This window comes from Pacificoceanicola onchidii (assembly GCF_004804335.1).
GTDB lineage: Bacteria > Pseudomonadota > Alphaproteobacteria > Rhodobacterales > Rhodobacteraceae > Pacificoceanicola > Pacificoceanicola onchidii.
On record NZ_SRXY01000003.1, the window covers coordinates 75,799 to 95,305 of the forward strand.

The 19,507-nt window shown below is 65.0% G+C and carries 19 protein-coding genes and 1 tRNA gene; 11 read left to right on the plus strand and 9 right to left on the minus strand.

Annotation, left to right across the window (positions count from 1 at the left end):
* Positions 1-214: 214 nt before the first annotated feature.
* The 6 genes from ptsP to E4662_RS08610 all read right to left on the minus strand — a co-directional run bounded on the left by ptsP (position 215) and on the right by E4662_RS08610 (position 6,972).
* The gene (gene ptsP / locus E4662_RS08585; RefSeq protein ID WP_136441136.1) at positions 215-2,467 is read right to left on the minus strand and encodes a phosphoenolpyruvate--protein phosphotransferase; all 2,253 of its coding nucleotides are present in this window, start codon (positions 2,465-2,467) and stop codon (positions 215-217) included.
* 93 nt (positions 2,468-2,560) lie between these two features.
* Positions 2,561-3,340: a hypothetical protein gene (locus E4662_RS08590; protein WP_136441137.1), complete on the minus strand. Its 780-nt coding sequence runs from the start codon at positions 3,338-3,340 to the stop codon at positions 2,561-2,563.
* Positions 3,341-3,655: 315 nt separating this feature from the next.
* Positions 3,656-4,894 carry an aspartate kinase gene (locus E4662_RS08595; protein WP_136441138.1) on the minus strand — a complete coding sequence of 413 codons (1,239 nt, stop codon included), beginning with the start codon at positions 4,892-4,894 and terminating at the stop codon, positions 3,656-3,658.
* A 96-nt stretch (positions 4,895-4,990) separates the two neighbouring features.
* Positions 4,991-5,431 carry a DUF1178 family protein gene (locus tag E4662_RS08600; RefSeq protein ID WP_136441139.1) on the minus strand — a complete coding sequence of 147 codons (441 nt, stop codon included), beginning with the start codon at positions 5,429-5,431 and terminating at the stop codon, positions 4,991-4,993.
* Positions 5,432-5,480: 49 nt separating this feature from the next.
* On the minus strand, positions 5,481-6,695 hold the full coding sequence (locus tag E4662_RS08605) for a 3-deoxy-D-manno-octulosonic acid transferase (RefSeq protein WP_136441649.1): 1,215 nt from the start codon (positions 6,693-6,695) through the stop codon (positions 5,481-5,483).
* 202 nt (positions 6,696-6,897) lie between these two features.
* Positions 6,898-6,972 (minus strand) — tRNA-Thr (locus E4662_RS08610).
* Between the two features lie 93 nt (positions 6,973-7,065).
* Here E4662_RS08610 and E4662_RS24055 point away from each other — a divergent pair.
* The 11 genes from E4662_RS24055 to E4662_RS08660 all read left to right on the plus strand — a co-directional run bounded on the left by E4662_RS24055 (position 7,066) and on the right by E4662_RS08660 (position 16,771).
* Complete coding sequence (locus E4662_RS24055) at positions 7,066-7,227, plus strand: hypothetical protein (protein ID WP_168797939.1); 162 nt, start codon at positions 7,066-7,068, stop codon at positions 7,225-7,227.
* 5 nt (positions 7,228-7,232) lie between these two features.
* On the plus strand, positions 7,233-8,504 hold the full coding sequence (murA, locus tag E4662_RS08615; protein WP_136441140.1) for a UDP-N-acetylglucosamine 1-carboxyvinyltransferase: 1,272 nt from the start codon (positions 7,233-7,235) through the stop codon (positions 8,502-8,504).
* On the plus strand, positions 8,501-8,980 hold the full coding sequence (locus E4662_RS08620; protein ID WP_136441141.1) for a DUF2948 family protein: 480 nt from the start codon (positions 8,501-8,503) through the stop codon (positions 8,978-8,980). Before murA ends, E4662_RS08620 begins: the two co-directional genes overlap by 4 nt.
* A gap of 403 nt (positions 8,981-9,383) precedes the next feature.
* Complete coding sequence (locus E4662_RS08625; RefSeq protein WP_136441142.1) at positions 9,384-9,974, plus strand: Maf family protein; 591 nt, start codon at positions 9,384-9,386, stop codon at positions 9,972-9,974.
* Positions 9,971-11,005, plus strand: a complete 1,035-nt coding sequence (locus tag E4662_RS08630) for a ribonuclease E/G (protein WP_136441143.1) — start codon at positions 9,971-9,973, stop codon at positions 11,003-11,005. The genes E4662_RS08625 and E4662_RS08630 overlap by 4 nt, the downstream gene beginning before the upstream one ends.
* Positions 11,002-11,196 carry a DNA gyrase inhibitor YacG gene (locus E4662_RS08635; RefSeq protein WP_136441144.1) on the plus strand — a complete coding sequence of 65 codons (195 nt, stop codon included), beginning with the start codon at positions 11,002-11,004 and terminating at the stop codon, positions 11,194-11,196. Before E4662_RS08630 ends, E4662_RS08635 begins: the two co-directional genes overlap by 4 nt.
* The gene (locus tag E4662_RS08640; protein ID WP_136441145.1) at positions 11,196-12,440 is read left to right on the plus strand and encodes an aminotransferase class V-fold PLP-dependent enzyme; all 1,245 of its coding nucleotides are present in this window, start codon (positions 11,196-11,198) and stop codon (positions 12,438-12,440) included. Before E4662_RS08635 ends, E4662_RS08640 begins: the two co-directional genes overlap by 1 nt.
* A gap of 66 nt (positions 12,441-12,506) precedes the next feature.
* Positions 12,507-13,811, plus strand: coding sequence for an MmgE/PrpD family protein (locus E4662_RS08645; protein ID WP_136441146.1), 1,305 nt, complete (start codon positions 12,507-12,509; stop codon positions 13,809-13,811).
* A gap of 439 nt (positions 13,812-14,250) precedes the next feature.
* Entirely contained in the window at positions 14,251-14,994 is a 744-nt protein-coding gene (locus tag E4662_RS08650) for a 5-oxoprolinase subunit B family protein (protein WP_136441147.1), read from the plus strand.
* Entirely contained in the window at positions 14,991-15,998 is a 1,008-nt protein-coding gene (locus tag E4662_RS08655; RefSeq protein WP_136441148.1) for a 5-oxoprolinase subunit C family protein, read from the plus strand. Before E4662_RS08650 ends, E4662_RS08655 begins: the two co-directional genes overlap by 4 nt.
* The gene (locus E4662_RS08660) at positions 15,995-16,771 is read left to right on the plus strand and encodes a LamB/YcsF family protein (protein WP_136441149.1); all 777 of its coding nucleotides are present in this window, start codon (positions 15,995-15,997) and stop codon (positions 16,769-16,771) included. Before E4662_RS08655 ends, E4662_RS08660 begins: the two co-directional genes overlap by 4 nt.
* A 168-nt stretch (positions 16,772-16,939) precedes the next feature.
* Here the strand turns inward: E4662_RS08660 and E4662_RS08665 are convergent, their stop codons facing one another.
* The 3 genes from E4662_RS08665 to E4662_RS08675 are packed head-to-tail and all read right to left on the minus strand — an operon-like array spanning position 16,940 to position 19,442.
* A complete protein-coding gene (locus tag E4662_RS08665) occupies positions 16,940-17,722 on the minus strand; it encodes a cobalamin-binding protein (RefSeq protein ID WP_136441150.1) in 783 nt (260 codons plus the stop codon).
* Positions 17,719-18,465 carry an ABC transporter ATP-binding protein gene (locus tag E4662_RS08670; RefSeq protein ID WP_136441151.1) on the minus strand — a complete coding sequence of 249 codons (747 nt, stop codon included), beginning with the start codon at positions 18,463-18,465 and terminating at the stop codon, positions 17,719-17,721. Before E4662_RS08670 ends, E4662_RS08665 begins: the two co-directional genes overlap by 4 nt.
* Entirely contained in the window at positions 18,462-19,442 is a 981-nt protein-coding gene (locus tag E4662_RS08675) for a FecCD family ABC transporter permease (protein WP_136441152.1), read from the minus strand. Before E4662_RS08675 ends, E4662_RS08670 begins: the two co-directional genes overlap by 4 nt.
* Positions 19,443-19,507: the final 65 nt, after the last annotated feature.

Genomic DNA, 19,507 nt, shown 5'->3' on the forward strand with positions numbered 1-19,507 from the left:
CGGTCCGATGGGAAACTGACCCGGGATGTGTGATGGACCCGCACACATTTGCCGAGGAATGCCATCGCAGGCCTGAAAACTGCGCAGAACGCGCGGGATAAGTGCCAAAGGCCAGAAGGCCAAGGTACAGCCAGACGTCACAGTCTTTGCGCCCGGCCAAAGGAAAAAATCCGAGGCCGGGCGTTTTTCGTTCAGGTAAGCGCCCTCAGCGCCATCAGGTCACGGCCCAGCCGTTGTTGCGCAGGTGCTCCATCACCACGCCGCGCATGTTCTGCTCGCCCAGGTCGCGCGCTGCGTGCAGCGCTTTGCGAACTTCCCCCAGATCGGTCTTCATCAGGATGGACTTGACCGGCCCGATGGAGGCGGGACGCATGGACAGCGTGCGAAAACCGATGGCCGCAAGGCAGAGCGCCTCAACCGGACGTCCCGCGTCTTCGCCGCAGAAGCTCAGCCGCGTGCCGGACACGGTGCAGCGCCCGACAATGCCTTCAAGGAAGTTCAGGAACGACGCGTTCAGCGTGTCATACCGCCGGCGCACCCGCTCGTTTTCCCGATCCGCGGCATAGAAAAACTGCTTCAGATCGTTGCCCCCGATAGAGAGGAACTCGACCTCCGAGAAGAACCGCTTGGAGGCAAAGGCAAGGCTGGGGGTCTCCAGCATCGCGCCAACCTCAAGACGCGAGGGCACCGGATGGCCAAGCCGCTCCTCGCGGGCCAGCACCTTGTCCATCTCCGCGCGGGCATCCGCAAACTCGGAATCCTCGGCGACAAACGGGAACATGATCGAAAGCGGGCGGCCGTTGGCGGCCCGGATCAGCGCCTGAAGCTGCATGCGCAGCACGCCGGGTTTGTCGAGCCCCACGCGAATCGCGCGCCAGCCAAGCGCCGGGTTGGGCTCGTCCTGCGGCTTCATGTAGGGCAGCACCTTGTCGGAGCCGATGTCGAGCGTCCGGAACACCACCCGCTTGCCCTTGGCCGCATCCAACACGCGGGCGTAGATATTGGCCAGTTCGGTGCGGCGCGGCATCTGGTTTCGCACGAGGAACTGCAGTTCGGTCCGGAACAGGCCCACACCTTCCGCGCCAGAGCTTTCCAGCGACGGCAGATCCGCCATCAGTCCCGCGTTCATGTGCAATTCGATGCGCTGGCCGTCTTTCGTCACACAGGCGGTATCGCGGATCGAGGCATAGCGCTCCTGCGCCTCGGCCTGCATCGCCATCTTGTCGCGGAAGGCGGTGGCCACCGTGTCGTCCGGGCGCAGGTGCACGATGCCCTGATCGCCATCCACCATGATGTGATCGCCATTCAGCGCCTCGTTGGTGATGCGATTGGCGTGAATGACCAGCGGGATCGCCAGCGCGCGCGCAACAATCGCCGCATGGCTGCCAACGGAGCCTTCTTCGAGCACGATGCCCTTGAGCGAGCGACCGTATTCCAAAAGCTCGCCGGGGCCGATGTTGCGGGCGATCAGGATCGGATCGCCGGGCATGTCGCTGCCGGTTTCGCGGCCTTGCCCCGTCAGGATCCGCAACAGGCGGTTCGACAAGTCATCCAGATCGTGCAGCCGCTCGCGCAGGTAGGCGTCCGCCACCTGGCTCATGCGCGCCCGCGCCTGGGATTGTTCTTTCTCGACAGCGGCTTCGGCTGAGAGGCCCCGGTCGATGTCCTCTTCCATGCGGCGCATCCAGCCCTTGGAATTGGCGAACATGCGGTAGGCTTCGAGCACCTGCACCTCTTCGCCGTCGCTGTTGGCCCCGGCGAGCATCTGATCGACGCTGATGCGCAGATCGTCGACCGCCTTGCGCAGTCTTTCGCGTTCCTTTTCCGGGTCGTCGGCGACAAGGTTGGTCACCACAACGCGCGGCTCGTGCAGCCACACGCTGCCCATGGCGGTGCCTTCCTGCCCGGTGGAGCCCCGGAGCATCACCGGCTGGGTGTGGCGGGCAGAGAGCGCCGCGCCTTCGCCAACAAAGGCGCCCAGTTCCGTCATCTCGGCCAGCACCATGGCCACCACTTCGAGCGCGTAAACTTCGTCGGCGCTGAACTCGCGCGCCTGTTTCGACTGGACCACAAGCACGCCGAGCTTCTCGCCAAGGCGCTGGATCGGCACGCCGAGAAAGCTGGAATAGATCTCCTCGCCGGTCTCCGGCATGTAGCGGAACCCGGGTGCGGAGGGCGCATCGGCCGCGTTTACCGTCTTGCCGGTGCGCGCCACGCGGCCCACCAGACCTTCGCCCAGCTTCATCCGGGTTTCATGCACCGCCTCGGGGTTCAGACCCTGTGTGGCGCAGAGTTCCAGCGTCTCCGTATCGCGGAACAGATAGATCGAGCACACCTCGGTGCCCATGCTGTCCGCGGTCAGATGGGTGATCTTGTCAAGCCGTTCCTGGCCCGCGGCCTGTTCGGCCATGGTGTCCCGCAGCCGCCCGAGCAGCTTGCGGCTTTCGCTTTCTAGACCGTCTGCCATTCCCTCATCCCTCATGCGGGTTCGACTGTCAGGTATAGGCGAGTTGGCGCGGTTAAGGAAACATGCATTTGGGGGAAACCCTTTGTTTTGCGGTCATTTGCACAGCCTTTGGGCGGGTCCGGCCGGTGCTTTGTTCCTCGGCAGGATATGCCGCAGCGCGGCAAGCCGGTCGGGAATCGTCTGCTCCATGTAGCGCTTGACCGAAGGCGGCAGGCGGGCCGGGTGCGTCATCAGCGTGTAAGCAATCAGCGCAGTTTCGGCGAGATCCTCCTGGCCGGGGTTTTCGGCGGCATAACCCGTGGCAAAGCCCTTGTCGGATTGTTGCGCCTGCCGCCACCGGCGGCTTTTGGCGTGCGGGATGTCGAGCGTGGCATGGACGCTTTCGTGAAAGACCGTCTCGTCCAGATCATGGGTGCCAAGGCGCTTTTTCACGTTGCGGTCATAGACCACAAAGAACCGCCCCTGATCTTCGGAATTGGCGGTGTGATTGCCGGTGTTGACCACCACGTGATCCAGTTTGGTTCGCATCGGCGTCGGCAAGCGGCCCACGGAGCGCGCCACCGGATGCACCGTATCCAGCGCCTTTGTCTCGCTGCGGAACCTCGGGTCTGCCCAGAATTCCAGGCGGCGGCCATCGGTGTAGCGGGCCTCGAAGACAAACACATCATCGGCAAAAAGCCGGGAGCGGCTTTTGTGCGGCATCTCGCGCCGGTCCCGACCCAGGAGGCGCAGACAGATCAGCGCCGAAGGATCGCTGGTGCGGATGTAGTCGATGTCATTGGAGGTGACGGAAGAATAGAACGGCGGCGCCGCAATGGCAGGGGACAGCGCGCCAAAACTCAACGCAAGGGCAAGGGGCAAAACTTTGTACACCGACTGTACTCCATCACCGGGAACCGTCCCTGTAGAGATGGCAGTCCTCTATCCAAAGCACAACAGAAAATTCCCGTTAAACGGGAATCATCTTGACCTTACGGCACAGAGAACAGCGCGCAGTCCGATGCCTCCAGCGTGCCGGAGATCGTGATGGCGTAGCTCGTTGTGGCAAGACCCATCAGGGATGAAAATGTGACCAGTTTCAGTATCATGTCGCGCACTCCTCACCTGCTGCATGAAGAAAAGGCGGCCCGGAAAGAGCCGCCCGTTCCAGGGTGATACGTGCGAAGGCCGTAGGCCCGTCGCTGAAATTCAGGCAACCTTGTCGAGATCAAACGCGTCGTGCAGCGCCTGCACCGCAAGCTCCATGTACTTGCGCTCGACCAGTACGGAGATCTTGATTTCCGAGGTGGTGATGACCTTGATGTTGATGCCTTCATTGGCCAGCACGCGGAACATCTTGGCGGCCACGCCTGACTGGCTGCGCATGCCGATGCCCACAACGGACACCTTGCACACGCTCTCGTCGGCGATGATCGAATGGAAGTTGATGTCGCCGGCTTCCTTGGCCGCTTCCATCGCCTGCTCTGCGCGCGCCACCTGGTTGGTGGGGCAGGAGAAGGTCATGTCCGTGCGGCCCTCGTCCGAGATGTTCTGCACGATCATGTCGACGTTCACACCGGCGTCGGCCAGCGGGGTGAAGATCGCCGAGGCAATGCCCGGACGGTCGGCGACGGAGACGAGGGTCATTTTCGCCTCGTCGCGGGAATGGGCCACACCGGCCACAACGTTGCTTTCCATGATGTCCTCCTCGTCGCAGACCAACGTGCCTGCTTCGTCAGATTGTTCCTCGAAACTGCTCAGAACCCGCAGCTTCACCTTGTAGCGCATGGCGAGTTCCACCGAACGCGTCTGCAAGACCTTCGCACCCAGCGAGGCCAGTTCAAGCATCTCTTCAAAGGCGATGCGGTCCAGTTTGCGGGCCTTCTCGCAGATGCGCGGGTCGGTCGTGTAAACGCCGTCCACATCCGTATAAATGTCGCAGCGCTCCGCACCGAAGGCGGCGGCAAAGGCCACGGCGGTGGTGTCAGAGCCACCCCGGCCCAGCGTGGTGATCCGGCCTTCTTCGCTGATGCCCTGGAAGCCTGCGACCACGGCAACTTTCATGCCTTCGTCGAACTTGGCAGTGATGTTGTCCGTCGGGATCTCTTCGATCCGGGCGTTGGCGTGGGCGTTGGTCGTCTTGACCGGCACCTGCCAGCCCTGCCAGCTGCGCGCGGGCACGTCCATTTCCTGCAAGGTCAGCGCCATGAGGCCCGCCGTCACGTTCTCACCCGAAGAGACAACCGCGTCATACTCGCGCGCGTCGAACAGCGGCGAGGTTTCCTCGACATAGCCCACAAGCTTGTTAGTCTCGCCCGACATGGCAGAGACGATGACGATGACGTCATAGCCTTTGGCGACTTCGACCCCGACACGCTTGGCAGCGCGGCGGATGCGATCCAGCGTGGCAACAGACGTGCCACCGAATTTCATCACTAGGACGGGCATACGGATCCCCCCGGAATTGCGTTGCGCGCGGGTTTAGGCGGGGTTGGCCCAAAGAGCAAGGTGTCAATCGCAGATGGGACGATCTGCGCGGGGGGCTTAGTTGCTCTTGCGCGACGGGGTGAAGGGCAGGGGCGCGACAGGAATGCCATCGTCGATCAGCGATTTGGCGTCCTTGGCGTTGGCCTCCCCCCAGATCGGCCGCTCCGGCGCATCGCCCAGATGCATGGCGCGGGCCTCTTCGGCAAATTTGCCGCCGACGTAGGTCGAGTTCTTCTCGACATGCTGCTTCAGCTCGGCCAGAGCCTGCTCCGCCGGGCTCGCCGGGGCGCTCAGATCGCCTTTGGTGTCTGCCTCCGGCTCGGCTGCGCTGCCCGATTGGTTCACGCGCGGCGCCATGAGCGCCTTTTCCACATCCGTGCCGCCACAGATCGCACAGGACACGTGGCCTGCGGCCTTCAACGTGTCGAACGCACCGGCAGACTGGAACCAGCTGTCGAACTGATGCCCTTCGGCGCATTTGAGGGTGTAGCGGATCATCTGTGAACCTTGGCTTCTCTCTTTAAAGATACGATTAAATGCAGGCCGTTCAAGCTTGTCTCTGTGGCAAGGCGTCCAGCAGCCGCGATATCAGGGCCTCCAGATCGGTCTCTTGCGCCAGCGCCGCTTGCCCCGCTGCGCCAAGGGTTTCCTGTGCCTCGGCAGAGGTCAGCGCGGTCAAGGCATCGGCCAAAGACGCGGCATCCGCAACCCCCCGTGCCGCCTGCGCGTCTTTCAGCCGGCCATAGGCTGCTTTGAAGTTCCGCACATCCGGCCCATGCAGGATGGCCGCGCCAAAATGGGCAGGCTCATAAGGTGTGTGCCCGCCGCGATCCGTCAGGCTCCCGGCCACAAAGACGCGTCCGGCCAGAGCATACCAAAGCGGCATTTCTCCCATGGTATCAGTCAGATAAACCTGGGCATCCGGCGCATCTTCGCGCGTGCGGCGCGCGCAGGTCAGGCCCTTGGCCGCAATCATCGCTTCTATCGCATCGGCCCGGCGCGGATGGCGCGGGGCGAGGATCAGCTTCAGATCCGGCGCGGCCTGCAAGGCTTTCAGATGCGCCTCCAGAACGATCTCCTCTTCGCCCTCGTGGGTCGACGCGGCGAGCCATGTCTTGCCCCTTGGAAAAGCGGCGCGCAGCGCGGAGTCCGGGTGCAGGTCTTGCGGCGTGTAGAGCGCCTTGAGATCGACGACAGGCCCTTGCGAGGAGGTCGGCAATCCCAAATCGCCCAGCCGCGACAGGCTTCCCGCATCCTGCGCCGTGGCAAAGGACACCGCCCCAAAAACCCGCCGCGCCAGCCCCGGCACTTTGCCCCAGCCGCGCGCGGTCTTCTCCGACATGCGCGCACCCAGAAGGATCACGGGTCCGGGGCAGAGGCGGAACCGGTGCGGCCAAAGCTCTGATTCCAAAGCAACATGCGCCACCACGGGCCCGGCCTTCATCGCCCGCGCACTGACCCGCGCCAGATCAACCGGCGCCAGCGCCACATGGGTGCGCGGCAAATCCCAGCCGCGCGCCATCTCCACGCCCGTCGCGGTGTTCGCGGTAATGCGCCAGTGCAGATCGGGGCGCGCCGCGATCAGCCGCGCCAGCAGCGGGCGGGCAGAAGCAAGCTCTCCGTTTGATGCACCGTGCAGCCAAACCGTGTCGCCCAAGTCCGGCAAATCCCGCCCCAGCCGCGCCCGACGCTCCGCGCGCCCCTGGCTTTTGGCCAGAACGACAGCAGCAAACAGGCTGATCAAGACGCGGTAGAAAAGCACGGCAGGTAAAGTGTCCCAAACGGAATGCAGATGGCACGGCATAAGACGCCCGCGCCCTGCTTGGCAAGTCGCCGGTCAAGCAAGGTGGTGGGGCGAATCGCGATTTTCATTTTTGAAACAGAGCGGTGCGGCGCGACTCTCATGTATCACATGAGGTCCTTTTCCGCTGAAAAGCACCAGTCCAATCAGATTTTCCGGGGAATGGTGCTGCTGGAGAGAATTGAACTCTCGACCTCTCCCTTACCAAGGGAGTGCTCTACCTCTGAGCTACAGCAGCGTCGCCGTTCAGCGTGGGCGGTGATTAGCCGCAAACTTTTTCGAGTGCAAGCGCAAACTGGACGGTTTTTTTAACCTCATGTAGAGAGAGGCCATGGAGCGCAAAAACACACCCCCGAAAAACCCGCAAAACGCGAGAGAGGATCGGCTCAAAGCCGCCCTCAAAGCGAATCTGGGACGTCGCAAGGCTCAGGCCAAGGCGCGGGCGGCGGATGGCGCAGGCACGGCAGACAAGAGCAGCGGTAACAAGGACTGACAGGCATGGATTCGATTGTAGTGACGGGGAATGGCCCGCTGAACGGGGACATCCCCATAGCGGGCGCGAAAAACGCCTGCCTGACCTTGATGCCGGCAACGCTGCTTAGCGATGAGCCGCTGACGCTGACCAATGCGCCGCGCCTGTCGGACATCAAGACGATGACCGAGCTTCTGCAATCGCTGGGCGCGGAGGTGCAGGGGCTGCAGGACGGGCAGGTTCTGGCGATGAGCAGCCACGATCTCAGCAACCTGCACGCCGATTATGACATTGTGCGCAAAATGCGCGCGTCGATTCTGGTGCTCGGGCCGATGCTGGCGCGGGCAGGGCAGGCGGTTGTCTCGCTGCCGGGCGGCTGCGCCATTGGCGCACGTCCTGTAGACCTGCACCTCAAGGCGTTTGAAGCCATGGGCGCGGATCTGGACCTGCGTGATGGCTATGTCCATGCCAAGGCGCCTTCCGGCGGTCTCAAAGGCGCGGTCATCGAGTTCCCCTTCGCCTCGGTCGGGGCGACGGAAAACGCGCTGATGGCGGCAACGCTGGCCAAGGGCACCACGGTGATCAAGAACGCGGCGCGCGAGCCGGAGATTGTTGATCTGGCCGATTGCCTTCGCGCCATGGGCGCTCAGATCGAAGGCGACGGCAGCCCGGACATCACCATTCAGGGCGTGGACCGGCTTGGCGGCGCGACTCACCGCGTGGTTACGGACCGGATCGAGCTTGGCACCTATATGCTCGCTCCGGCGATCTGCGGCGGCGAAGTGACTTGTCTGGGGGGCAAGCTTTCCTTGGTCGAGGCCTTTGTCGAGCGTCTGGACGCCGCCGGAATTTCTGTCGAAGAAACCGAAAAAGGCCTCAAGGTCTCGCGCCGGGGTGATCGCGTTCAGGCGGTGGATGTGGTCACCGAGCCGTTCCCGGGCTTCCCGACCGATTTGCAGGCGCAGATGATGGCGCTTCTGTGCACCGCAGAGGGGACCTCGAACCTCGAAGAGAAAATCTTTGAGAATCGTTTCATGCACGCGCCGGAACTGACGCGGATGGGTGCGAATATCGAAGTGCACGGCGGCACGGCCAAGGTGCACGGGGTCGAGCGTCTGCGTGGTGCGCCAGTCATGGCGACGGACCTGCGGGCTTCGGTTTCGCTGATTCTCGCAGGGCTCGCGGCGGAAGGGGAGACGGTTGTCAGCCGGGTTTATCACCTTGATCGCGGTTATGAGCACGTGGTGCGCAAACTGTCATCCGTGGGCGCGAAAATCGAACGGGTGAGGGGCGAATGAGCGAAGACGCACGGTTTGAAGACGGCGGCGAACACCCGCTGAACCTCGGGGCTTTCGATGACGAAGACCTCGGCGTGATTTCCGCGCTGGTGCAGGATGCGGTTCTGCCGGTGACGGAGATCAAATGGCAACCGGCGCAGCGCCGTCTGGGGCTTTTGATCAACCGTCTGCGCTGGGAAGACGTGGAGGCCGCGAACAAGCGCGGACGGCCCGTGGAGCGGGTGCAGTCGCTGCTTGTTGTTGAGAACGCTTTGAAAATTTCCAGTCAGGGCGTGGATCGCTCTGACAAGGAAACGGTGCTGTCGGTCTTGTCCCTTGGTTTTGAGCCGGGGGACGCGCCGGGAGGGCATCTGGTGCTGACTTTGGCCGGGGATGGCGCGATCCGGGCCGAGGTGGAGGCGCTGGAAGTGGGCCTGCGGGATGTGACCCGGCCCTACGTGGCCCCGTCGGGCAAGGTGCCGGATCACGGGGCCTGAGACGGGTCATCAGCAGTTTTGGTTTCAGGCGCCACAGGCGCGGAGCAAAGGCCGCAGGCCGCCGCGCCTATCCAACGCCCGGCAGACGACTTTGCTATGCAAAGTCTGTCGAGAGGGACGGGCCGTCCCCACGGCACGGCGATTGGGTTGTCGAATGGAGCTACACCGGCCTAGCGCGCCAGTTTCCAAGATAAATCGAGGGGGTCAACGGTTGGATCGCCGCACCACGGCCCGTCGATAGGCGCGGCTTGTGCGATGGCCAAGAGGTCCCGGATCAAGTCCGGGGCGGGGTGTTTCAAATTGTGAAGCAACCCGCCGTTCACCCACCTTCGCAGCTTTTGCAAGCTCCGCGTTTCCAGTCTTCCGCAAAACGCGGTAAGGCGGGGCAAAGGACACGGAATATATGACCCAGACCCCCAACCTGATTCTCGGCTCCGGCAGCCCGCGCCGCCGTGAGCTGCTCTCGCAGATCGGCGTGACCCCGCACGCCATCCGACCACCCGACATCAATGAAGACCCGGCCAAAGGCGAGCTTCCGCGCCCCTATTGCGTGCGTCTTGCCCGCGAAAAAGCGCTGGCAATCGAGGCCGCGCCCGATGAGATCGTGCTGAGCGCCGATACCACCGTGGCTTTGGGTCGCCGCATCCTTGGCAAGCCCGAGGACGAAAAAGAAGCGGCCGCCTTTCTGACCATGCTCTCGGGCCGCAGGCACCGCGTGATCACCGCCGTGGCCGTGCGCAGGGGCGAGAAGGTCTGGGAAAAGGACGTGGTCACACAGGTCAAAATGAAAAACCTGTCTGAACTGGAGTTGAACGCCTATCTTGCCTCGGGTGACTGGCGCGGCAAGGCAGGCGGTTACGGCATCCAAGGCATGGCGGGGGCGTTTATCCCGTGGATCAACGGATCGTTCACGGCGGTTGTTGGCCTGCCGCTGGCGGAGACGGCAAACCTGCTGAGCGCGGCGGGATTTCCTTTGTACAGAGGTGAGACATGAAAGGTTTGACGGTTGCTTTGGACGAGATCGGCGGGCGCGAGGCAGCGGCGCTGATCCGGGACGGGCTTTTGGACGATCTGCTGATCGACAGCGACGCCCCGCGTCCCGGCACGATCTATCGCGGCATCGCTGAGCGGCCCGTCAAAGGGCAGGGCGGCATGTTCCTGCGCACGCCGGATGGCTCGGCTTTTCTGCGGCAGGTCAAGGGGCTGGTGCCGGGGCAGGCTCTGCTGGTGCAGGTCACCGGCTTTGCGGAGCCGGGAAAGGCGATTCCGGTCACGCAGAATGTATTGTTCAAATCCCGCTATGCCATTGTCACACCGGGAAAACCGGGGGTGAATGTCTCCCGCGCAATCAAGGATGACGCGGCCCGCGATGCGGCTATGGAAGCCGCGCACGACGGCTTTGCCGAGGCAGAATTGCCCGAGGGCGCGGGGCTGATCCTGCGCTCTTCCTGCGCCGAGGCCTCGCAGGATGAAATCACCGAAGACGTCATCGCCATGTGCCAGCTTGCGGCGCATGTTCTGGCCGATGAGGGGCGCGAGGCTGAAACTTTGGTTGAAGGGGACGGGCCGCATGCGCTGGCGTGGCGCGAATGGGTGGAGGCCGCAGAGGTGGACCCCGATCCCGGCAGCTTTGCCCGCCATGGCGCGGATGAGATGATCGACGACTTGCGCGGTGCGCATGTGCGCCTTCCGGGTGGCTATTCGATGATCATCGAACCAACGAGCGCGCTTGTGGCCGTCGATGTGAACACCGGCGGGGACACGTCCCCGGCGGCAGGGCTGAAGGCCAATCTGGCCGCCATGCGCGATCTGCCGCGCCAGATGCGTCTGCGTGGCCTTGGCGGTCAGATCATCGTCGATCCGGCTCCGTGCCCCAAGAAAGACCGCAAACAGCTGGAGGGGCTTTTGCGCGCAGGCTTCAAGAAAGAGGCGACCGAGTCGGTTCTGACCGGCTGGACCACGCTTGGCCTGATGGAAATCCAGCGCAAACGCGACCGCCAACCGCTCAAAGGCCTGCTGAAATGAGCTGCCCGATCTGTTCCAAGGAGACGGACGCCAAGTACCGTCCGTTCTGCTCCAAACGCTGCGCCGATGTGGATCTGGCAAAGTGGCTGGGCGGCAGCTACGCCGTGCCCTCGACCGATCCCGAGGACATGGAACAGGCCGCCGAAGAGACCCTCCGCCATCTTGAAGCGCAAAACAGAAAGCCCCATTGATGTTTTCCGACGACCTTTTGGCGCAGGTGCGCGCCCGCTTTGCCCATGTGGATGACTGCCCCTTCACCGGCCCGCGCGTGTTCTTTGAAAACGCAGGCGGGGCTTTGACGCTCAAATCGGTGGTGGAGACTTCCGGCAAATTCGCCGCCATTCCGGACAACCAGGGGCGGGACAATCCGGCCTCCAAAGCGCTGGTCGCGGTGATCGACAAGGCGCGCGCCGATCTGGGGGTCTTCTTCAACGCGCCGGACGGGGCGGTATTGTGGGGTGAGAGCGGCACGGAGCTTTTGTTCCGCCTCGTGCAGGACGCCTGCCTTGGCTCCGAGAAAGGTGGGATCGTGCTCGGCTCCACCGTCGAACACCCGGCGTCGCGCAGTGCGGCGGCCCGCTGGGCAGCGATGAGCGGGCGCGCCCATGTGCTTATCCCGCATGACGACGCTTCGGGGCGCGTGACGGCAGAGGCTTATGCCGAACACGTAACGCCCGATACCCGCGTCGCCACGATTCTGCACACCTCGCCGGTGACCGGTATGAGCAATGACGTGGCCGCGATTGTGCAGGCGATCCGGGCGGTGAGCCCCGACTGTTATATCATCGTCGATGGCATCCAGCACGCCTGCCACGGGCGGACCGACCTCGCGGCGCTGGGCGCGGACGGCTATGTGATCTCGCCCTACAAGGTGTTCTCCCGGCACGGTTACGGCGTGGCCTGGGCCTCGGATCGGCTGACCATGCTGGCCCATGACGCGCTGGTCGGCGGGCCGGATGGGAATTGGGAGCTGGGCACACGCGACACCGGGGCCTATGCGACGGCTTCGGACGTTGTGGGCTATTTCGACTGGCTTGGCAGTCAGGTCAGCACGGAAACCGACCCGCGCAAACGCATCGAGGCGGCGGGCGCGGCGATCCACGCCCATGAGGCGGCTTTGGTCCAACTGATGCTCGAAGGGGCAGATAATCTGACGGGCCTCGCGGATCTGCCGGGTGTTCGGATTGTGGCGGGGGCCGACAATGACGCGCGCGAGGGGCTGGTGAGTTTCTGGATCGAGGGCAAACCGTCGGGTGAGATTGTCACGGCGCTGAACGACGCGGGCATTCGCACGCACATCCGCAAGGCGGACCATTACTCGGGCAATATCCTCACCCCTCTGGGCCAGCCCGATTGCATCCGGGTCAGCCTCGCCCATTACAACAGCCCTGAAGAGGTGCGCGCCTTCCTCAGTGCCATGGCCGCGATCGCCTGAGCCGCTTGCACCGCCGCGCCGCCCGGTTAGGATGCCGCAACGGCAAGGGTTGGAGCGGGGCATGGCATGAGCGTGATGGAGCATCTTCTGGATCTGGCGGGCATGCCCGGCGCGGAAATCCCCGAAGCCGCAACGCAAGCTGCGCGCAATTCGCTCTATGACTGGCTGATCTGCGGTCGCGGCGGGCAGGGTGAGCCTCTGGCCCGCATCCTGCAGGAGATGGCAACCCGCGAAGGCGGGGCTGAGGAAGCATCGGTCTTTGGCCTGCCGGGTCTCTATCCGGCGCGTGTGGCGGCGCTGGTCAATGGCTCGGTCAGCCACGCGCTCGATTACGACGACACGCATTTCGCCCATATTGGCCATTTGTCGGTTGGGGTCTACCCGGCGGCCCTGGCCATGGGGCAGGCGCGCGGGTGCGGGGTGGCCGAGGTGATCTCGGCCTTCGTGGTTGGCGCCGAAGTGGCGATCCGGGTGGGGCTTGTATTGACCGCCTGCCACTACAACCGGGGCTTTCACATGACCGCGACGGCAGGGGCCTTTGGGGCGGCGGTGGCTGCGGGACGGCTCTTGGGCCTGTCGCGCGAAGAGATGCGCCACGCGGTGGGGCTCTGCGCCACGCGCGCCTCCGGCCTGAAATCCCAGTTCGGCACCATGGGCAAACCTTACAACGCCGGGATCGCGGCCAGTGCCGGGGTGGAATGCGCACAGCTTGCTTCCATGGGCATGACAAGCGCCGAGGACGGTCTGACGGGGCCGCAAGGGTTTGTTGGCACGCATTCCGATGCGCCCGATGTAACCGCCTTCTGGCGTGATCCGCCTGTGGAGCGCTTTTTGTTCGAAGACATCAAGTACAAATTCCACGCCTGCTGCCACGGCACCCATGCGATGATCGAAGCCCTGCTGGCGCTGCCCGAACAGGTGCGCTCGGTGGCGGAGGCCGTGCATCTGAGGACCAACCCGCGCTGGCTCATCGTCTGCGACAAGAAAACGCCGCAGACCGGGCTTGAGGTGAAGTTCAGCTACGGCTGGCTGGCGGGCATGGTGCTGCGCGGCATGGCGACGGGGGATGACCGGGTCTATTCGGATGACTTGGCGGCGGATGAGGCGCTCAAAAGCTTCGCAGGACAGGTCACGGTAGAAGGCGATGACAGCCTGAGCGATATGCAGGCCGAAGGATATGTGCGGGCAGGCGGCAAGCAGGTACCATTTTCTTTCGACCTCGCCGCGCCCATCCCGCAAGCGGCTCTACAGACCGCGCTCCTGCGAAAGGGCAATGCGATGATTGGCGATGATGCCTCAGCGCTTTGGCAGCAGATCACGCAAGGCGGCGCGGCTCGCGAACTGGCCACCTTTCTCGCAGGGCCGATGTAACCGCCCCCTTGTTTCTTTGTGCCAGAAAATATCCCGGGGAGTCGCAGCTTGCTGCGGCGGGGCAGCGCCCCGGGGAAAATTTTTGCCCCGACAAAAATTTCCTCTGAGCAAGAAACCAAGTCTGAGGGGAGCACGCCTCTGGCCCGCCTCGGCACGCATTCGCCGGACGGGGTTTCGTGTTTTTATTGTATGAAGCCTGAAAAAGGCGGCCGCCCAGGTACGGATATGCAAGGCCGGGGCGTTTAATCCCGGCTTATTCGTCTGATCAGATCGAACATCCCCCGATGGGGCTGCCCGCCTTGGCCTTGTCAGGGCCGATGCGGATCAATCCGAAGTTCAGTGGTACCGGGGGCAAGACTGCGCGGCAGGTGTGAACAAGAGGTTGCGGCACCGTGCGCAGGCTCTGGACAGTGCCCGCGACCCATGCCTTGATGCGCGCATGACGATCCCATCTGACACCGGATTTCCCCGCATTGACAGCGTCGGCCTCGACGGCCTTCTGGTGCGTTTTGGCGAGACGCTGGACGAGCCTGCCAACCGTGCGGCTCTGGCCTTTCGCGCCGCGCTTGAGCGGGCCGGGCCGGACGGCGTGGAGGAGTGTTCGACTTCACTGGTTTCTTGCTATGTCCGCTTCGATCCGCTGGCGGTTGCGCCCGAGGACCTGTCGGCGCGGCTCGGCGCACTGGTCAAGACACAGGATTGGTACGCGGCCGCGCTGCCCGAGGGGCGGCGGCTTGTGACCATCCCGGCGGTCTATGGCACAGACCTGGCGCCGCAACTGGCGGAGGCGGCGGCGGCGGCGGGGATGTCCGAAGAGGAGGCCATCACATCGCTTTCGCAGGCGCAGGTGCGGGTCACGGCCATCGGTTTCGCGCCCGGCCAGCCTTATATGGGCACCTTGCCCGAGGCCTGGAACATCCCGCGCCAGACCGCGCTGACGCCGCAGGTGCCGGTGGGCGCGCTGGTGGTGGCGATCCGGCAGCTTGTGCTGTTTTCCGTCTCCACGCCAACCGGGTGGCGGCACGTGGGGCAGACGGCGGCGCGGCTGTTTCAGCCCGAAAGCGAGACACCTTTCCTGCTCCGGCCCGGCGATGAGGTGCGGTTTCCCGCCGTCTCGCGGGCGGTGTTCGAGCGCATGAAAGAAGACCCGTCCGGCGGGCTGACGGCGGAGGTTTTGGCGTGAGCGTCTTGCGTGTTCTGTCTTGCGGCCCCGGCGTGACGGTGCAGGATCGCGGGCGCGCTGGCTTTCTGGCGCAGGGGTTGTCGCGCGGCGGCGCGGTGGACCGGCTCGCCTTGGAAGAAGGCGCGGCCTTGCTCGGCCAACCCGCTCGCACGGCTTTGGAAATGGCCGGAATGGGCGGGCGGTTCTCCTGTGACGCACCGCTGCGCATTGCCCTGACCGGCGCGCCGATGAAGGCGAGCCTCGATGGTGCGCCGCTCCGCTGGCACGCCTCGCATTTGCTGCCTGCGGGCAGTGTGCTCGAGATCGGCGGAGTCACTGCCGGGGCCTATGGCTATCTGAGCGTGGGGGGCGGGTTTGCCGAGCCTGAGCGGCTCGGCGCACAAAGCGCGCATCTGGCGGCGGGGCTTGGGCGCGCGGTGCAGGCGGGTGATGCGCTGGCCTTGGGTCAGGACCGGGGCGGTGAGACGGGGATGTTGCTTGAGGCTGCGCCGCGCTGGGCCGGGGGCGAGATCCGGATTTTGCCGAGCCTTCAGACCGATCTCTACCCGCGGGCGGAGCAAACGCGGTTTGAACAGATGGAGTTTACCCGCGATGCGCGGGCCAACCGCATGGGCGCGCGGATGAATCCGGGCGGCGCGGGTTTCGGGCTTGATGCGGGGCAGACGATCCTGTCGGAAGTGATCACGCCGGGCGACATTCAGATCCCCGGCGACGGCGCGCCTTACGTGTTGCTCAGCGAGTGCCAGACCACGGGAGGCTACCCGCGCATCGGCACGGTGATCCCGGCGGACCTGCCAAAAGTGGCGCAGGCCCCGGCGGGGGCCAAGGTGCGCTTTCGCTTTGTTTCGCGCGATGAGGCTTTGGCGGCGCAGGCGGGGTTTGTGCGGGATGTCAAAGGGCTGGCTGGGCGGATTGCGCCTTTGGTGCGGGATCCGGCCATGATGCAGGACTTGCTGTCCTATACGCTGATCAGCGGGATGATAACGGGGGAAGAAGAGCCATGAAGACGGTCGATCTGAATGCAGACATGGGCGAGAGTTTTGGCCCATGGGTCATGGGGCAGGATGCGGCTTTGCTGGAGGTGGTGACGTCGGCCAACATTGCTTGCGGGTTTCATGCGGGTGACCCGGATGTGATGGCCGGGGCGATGAAGACGGCGGCGGCCAATGGCGTCGGGATCGGCGCGCATCCCGGATTTGCGGATCTGCAGGGCTTTGGGCGGCGGCGCATGCACCTGCCGGAAAAGAGCCTGCGTCATATGGTGCAGTATCAGCTTGGGGCGGCGCTGGCAGTGGCGGCGGGGCAAGGCGCTTCGGTGCGGCATCTGAAATTGCACGGGGCTTTGGCGAATATGGCCTCCGAAGATGAGGCCATGGCGCAGGCCTGCTATGGCGCGGCGCTGGAAGTGGCTCCGGAGATCATCGTCATGGTGCTGGCGGCGACGGCGCAGCAACGGGCGGCGGAGAAGCTTGGGTGTCTCTGGGCTGGCGAGATTTTTGCGGATCGGGCTTATAATGCGGATGCGACGCTGGTCGACCGGGGCCTGCCCGGGGCGGTGATCCATGACGCGGCTGTTGCGGCACCGAGGATCGTGAAGATGGTCGAGGCGGGAGCGATCCTGCCAGAGACCGGCGATCCGATCCCGGCGGCGGTGGATACAATCTGTCTGCATGGGGATGGGGCCACGGCGCTGGAGATTGCGCGTGCGGTGCGGGCCGGATTGGAAGAGGCCGGGATCGCGGTTCAGGCGTTTGAAGGGCGGCGCGGGGCGTTTTGACGGGGACGGCTGGGGCGGCGCTGTTTTGGCGATGCCAAAATGCGCCCCGCCCGCCGTCCCGCGGTTTGCCTCCGGCGGGGATATTTGGGGCACAAAGAAACCTTGGGGGCCCGTTCGATTGATATGCGATGTGTGGTTTGGCGCGACGGGCACGAGACCTGCGCGGTCTCAGCTCTGTGCTGCCGCCGCGATGTGCATTGCGATCTGGTCCAGCCCGTCGGTGAGGGCTGCGGGGCCGGGGGCGAGGATGAAGGGGGCCTTGATCTCGTGGATCCGGTTGCTCTGGACCGCCGGGATCCGGTCCCAGCCGGGCCGGGACTTGATGCGTTCCGGGGCGATTTTCTTGCCGCACCATGAGGCGAGGATGAGGTCGGGGGCTTTTTCGGCCACCTGGGTTTCCGTGACGATGCGGTCCGTGGCATTCGGGCAATAGGCGAGATCGGCGAAGATGTCGGTGCCGCCCGCCTTGTGGATCAGGTCCGAGACCCAGCCGATGCCGGAGATCAGCGGTGTGTCCCATTCTTCGAACCAGACCTTGGGGCGCCGGGCCGGGGTTTGGACGGCGAGGGTCGCGCAGCGCGCCTCGAAGCTGTCCAGAAATTCCGTGGCCTCGGCGCTGGCACCGGTCAGCTGGCCCAGCGTTTCGATCATGCGCAGGATGCCCGCCACGTCGCGTTGGTTGAAGGCGTGGACTTCGATCCCGGCGCGGATCAGGTCGGCGGCGATGTCGGCTTGCAGATCGGAGAAGGTGAGGACGAGGTCCGGCTCCAGCGCGAGGATCTTGGCGGTATCGGCGGAGGTGAAGGCCCCGACGCGGGGCTTTTCACGGCGCACGCGGGGTGGGCGCACGGCATAGCCGGTGACGCCTGCGATGCGGTCTTCCTGACCCAGCATGTAGAGGGTTTCAACGGTTTCGGCGGTTAGGCAGACGATGCGTTTCGGGCCTTTCATAGACGCTCCAGAGGTTGCAACAGGGGGCCATCCGGGGTGGCATGGATGCGGGCGCGCAGGTGGAACACCTCGGCCAGCGTCTCTTCGGTGAGCACCTCCTGGGGAGGGCCGTCGGCGCGGAGCCTGCCTTTGTCGAGCAGGATCAGCCGGGTGCAGGAGCGGGCGGCGAGCGACAGATCGTGCAGGGAGAGCAGCACGCCGCGCCCCTCGTCGGCGATCTGGCGCATCACGTCGAGCGTGCCAAGCTGGGCGGCGGGATCGAGGCCTGCGGTGGGCTCGTCGGCCATCAGCAACGGCGTGTCCTGCGCCAGCGCGCGGGCAATCAGGACGCGGGCCTGTTCGCCGCCGGAAAGCTCGGTGGCGGGGCGCGCGCGGAAACTGTCCAGCTCCATGCGGCTGATGGCGGCCTCAACGGCCTGCGTGTCGCGCGGGGTCAGGCGGGTGCCATGGGGCATGCGGCCAAGGCGGATGATGTCCTCGACGGCGATCGGCCAGGCGATTTCGCGGCTCTGCGGCATCCAGGCGGCCGCGCGGGCGCGCTCCGCGGCGCTGAGCGCGGCGAGGGAGGACTGGCCCTCATGCGGCAGCAGGCCAAGGGCGGCGCGCATGAGCGTGGTCTTGCCCGCGCCGTTGGGGCCGATCAGGCCGACGCATTCGCCGGTGCCGATGGTCAGGCTGACATCGTCAACCACCGGGCAGGCACCGCGCCGGACGGTGAGGGATGTGAGGCTGAGAAGGCTCATCCGATTTCCCTCCGGGTTTTGTAGATCAGGTGCAGGAACAGCGGCGCGCCGACGATGGCCATGAGCACGCCGAGCTTGAGATCGCGTTCGGGCAGGATCAGCCGGGTGGCGATGTCGGCGGCGAGCAGCATGGCCGCGCCGCCAAGGGCCGAGGCGGGCAGGAGGCGCGAGGGCATGTGGCCAACGAGCGGCCGCAGGATATGCGGCACGACGAGGCCGACAAAGCCGACCGCGCCGGTCACGGCGGTGGCCGCGCCGATGGCAGCGGCGCTGCCAATCAACAGACGCGTGCGGATCGAGCCGAGCGAGACCCCGAGGCTGTGGGCCGCGTCTTCGCCCAGCGTCAGCGCATCCAGACCGCCGCGCAGGGTGAGCAGCAGCCCCAGACCGCCGAGGATCAGCGGGGCGGCGAGCCAGACATGGCTCATGGAGCGGTCGGCGACGCTGCCCATCATCCAGAAGATGATTTCCGAGGCGGCGTAGGGATTGGGGGAGAGATTGAGCGTGAGCGAAGTCAGCGCGCCGGCGAGGGCGGAGATGGCGATGCCCGCAAGGATCAGCGTGAGCGACGCGCCGCGCGGCCCGGCCAGAAGGACCACCAGAAGCACGGCGCCGAAGGCAAAGGCCAGGGCGGTCAGCGGCAGGGCGAGCGCGTAGGCGGCGGCGAGGCCGGTTTGCAGGGCAAGCACTGCGCCGAGGGCCGCAGAGGCAGAGACGCCGATCAGCCCCGGCTCGGCCAGCGGATTGCGCAAAAAGCCCTGCATCGCCGCGCCGGACATGCCCAAGGCGGCCCCGACAAGAGCGGCGAGGAGGGCGCGGGGCAGGCGGATGTCCTGCATGACCATGGCATTGAGCGGATCCCCCGCGCCGAAAAGCGCCGCAAGCGCCGTGCCAAGGGGGATCGGGCTATAGCCGATCAGCAGCGAGGCGAGAAAGAGCGCGGCGGTGAGGGCCGAAAGGGCGAGAAGGGGCTTCATGGGAAGGCTCCTGCGGAGGCAGGGGTTTGGGTGGTCCCGGCCGGCGGACACGAGGGCGCGGCGCG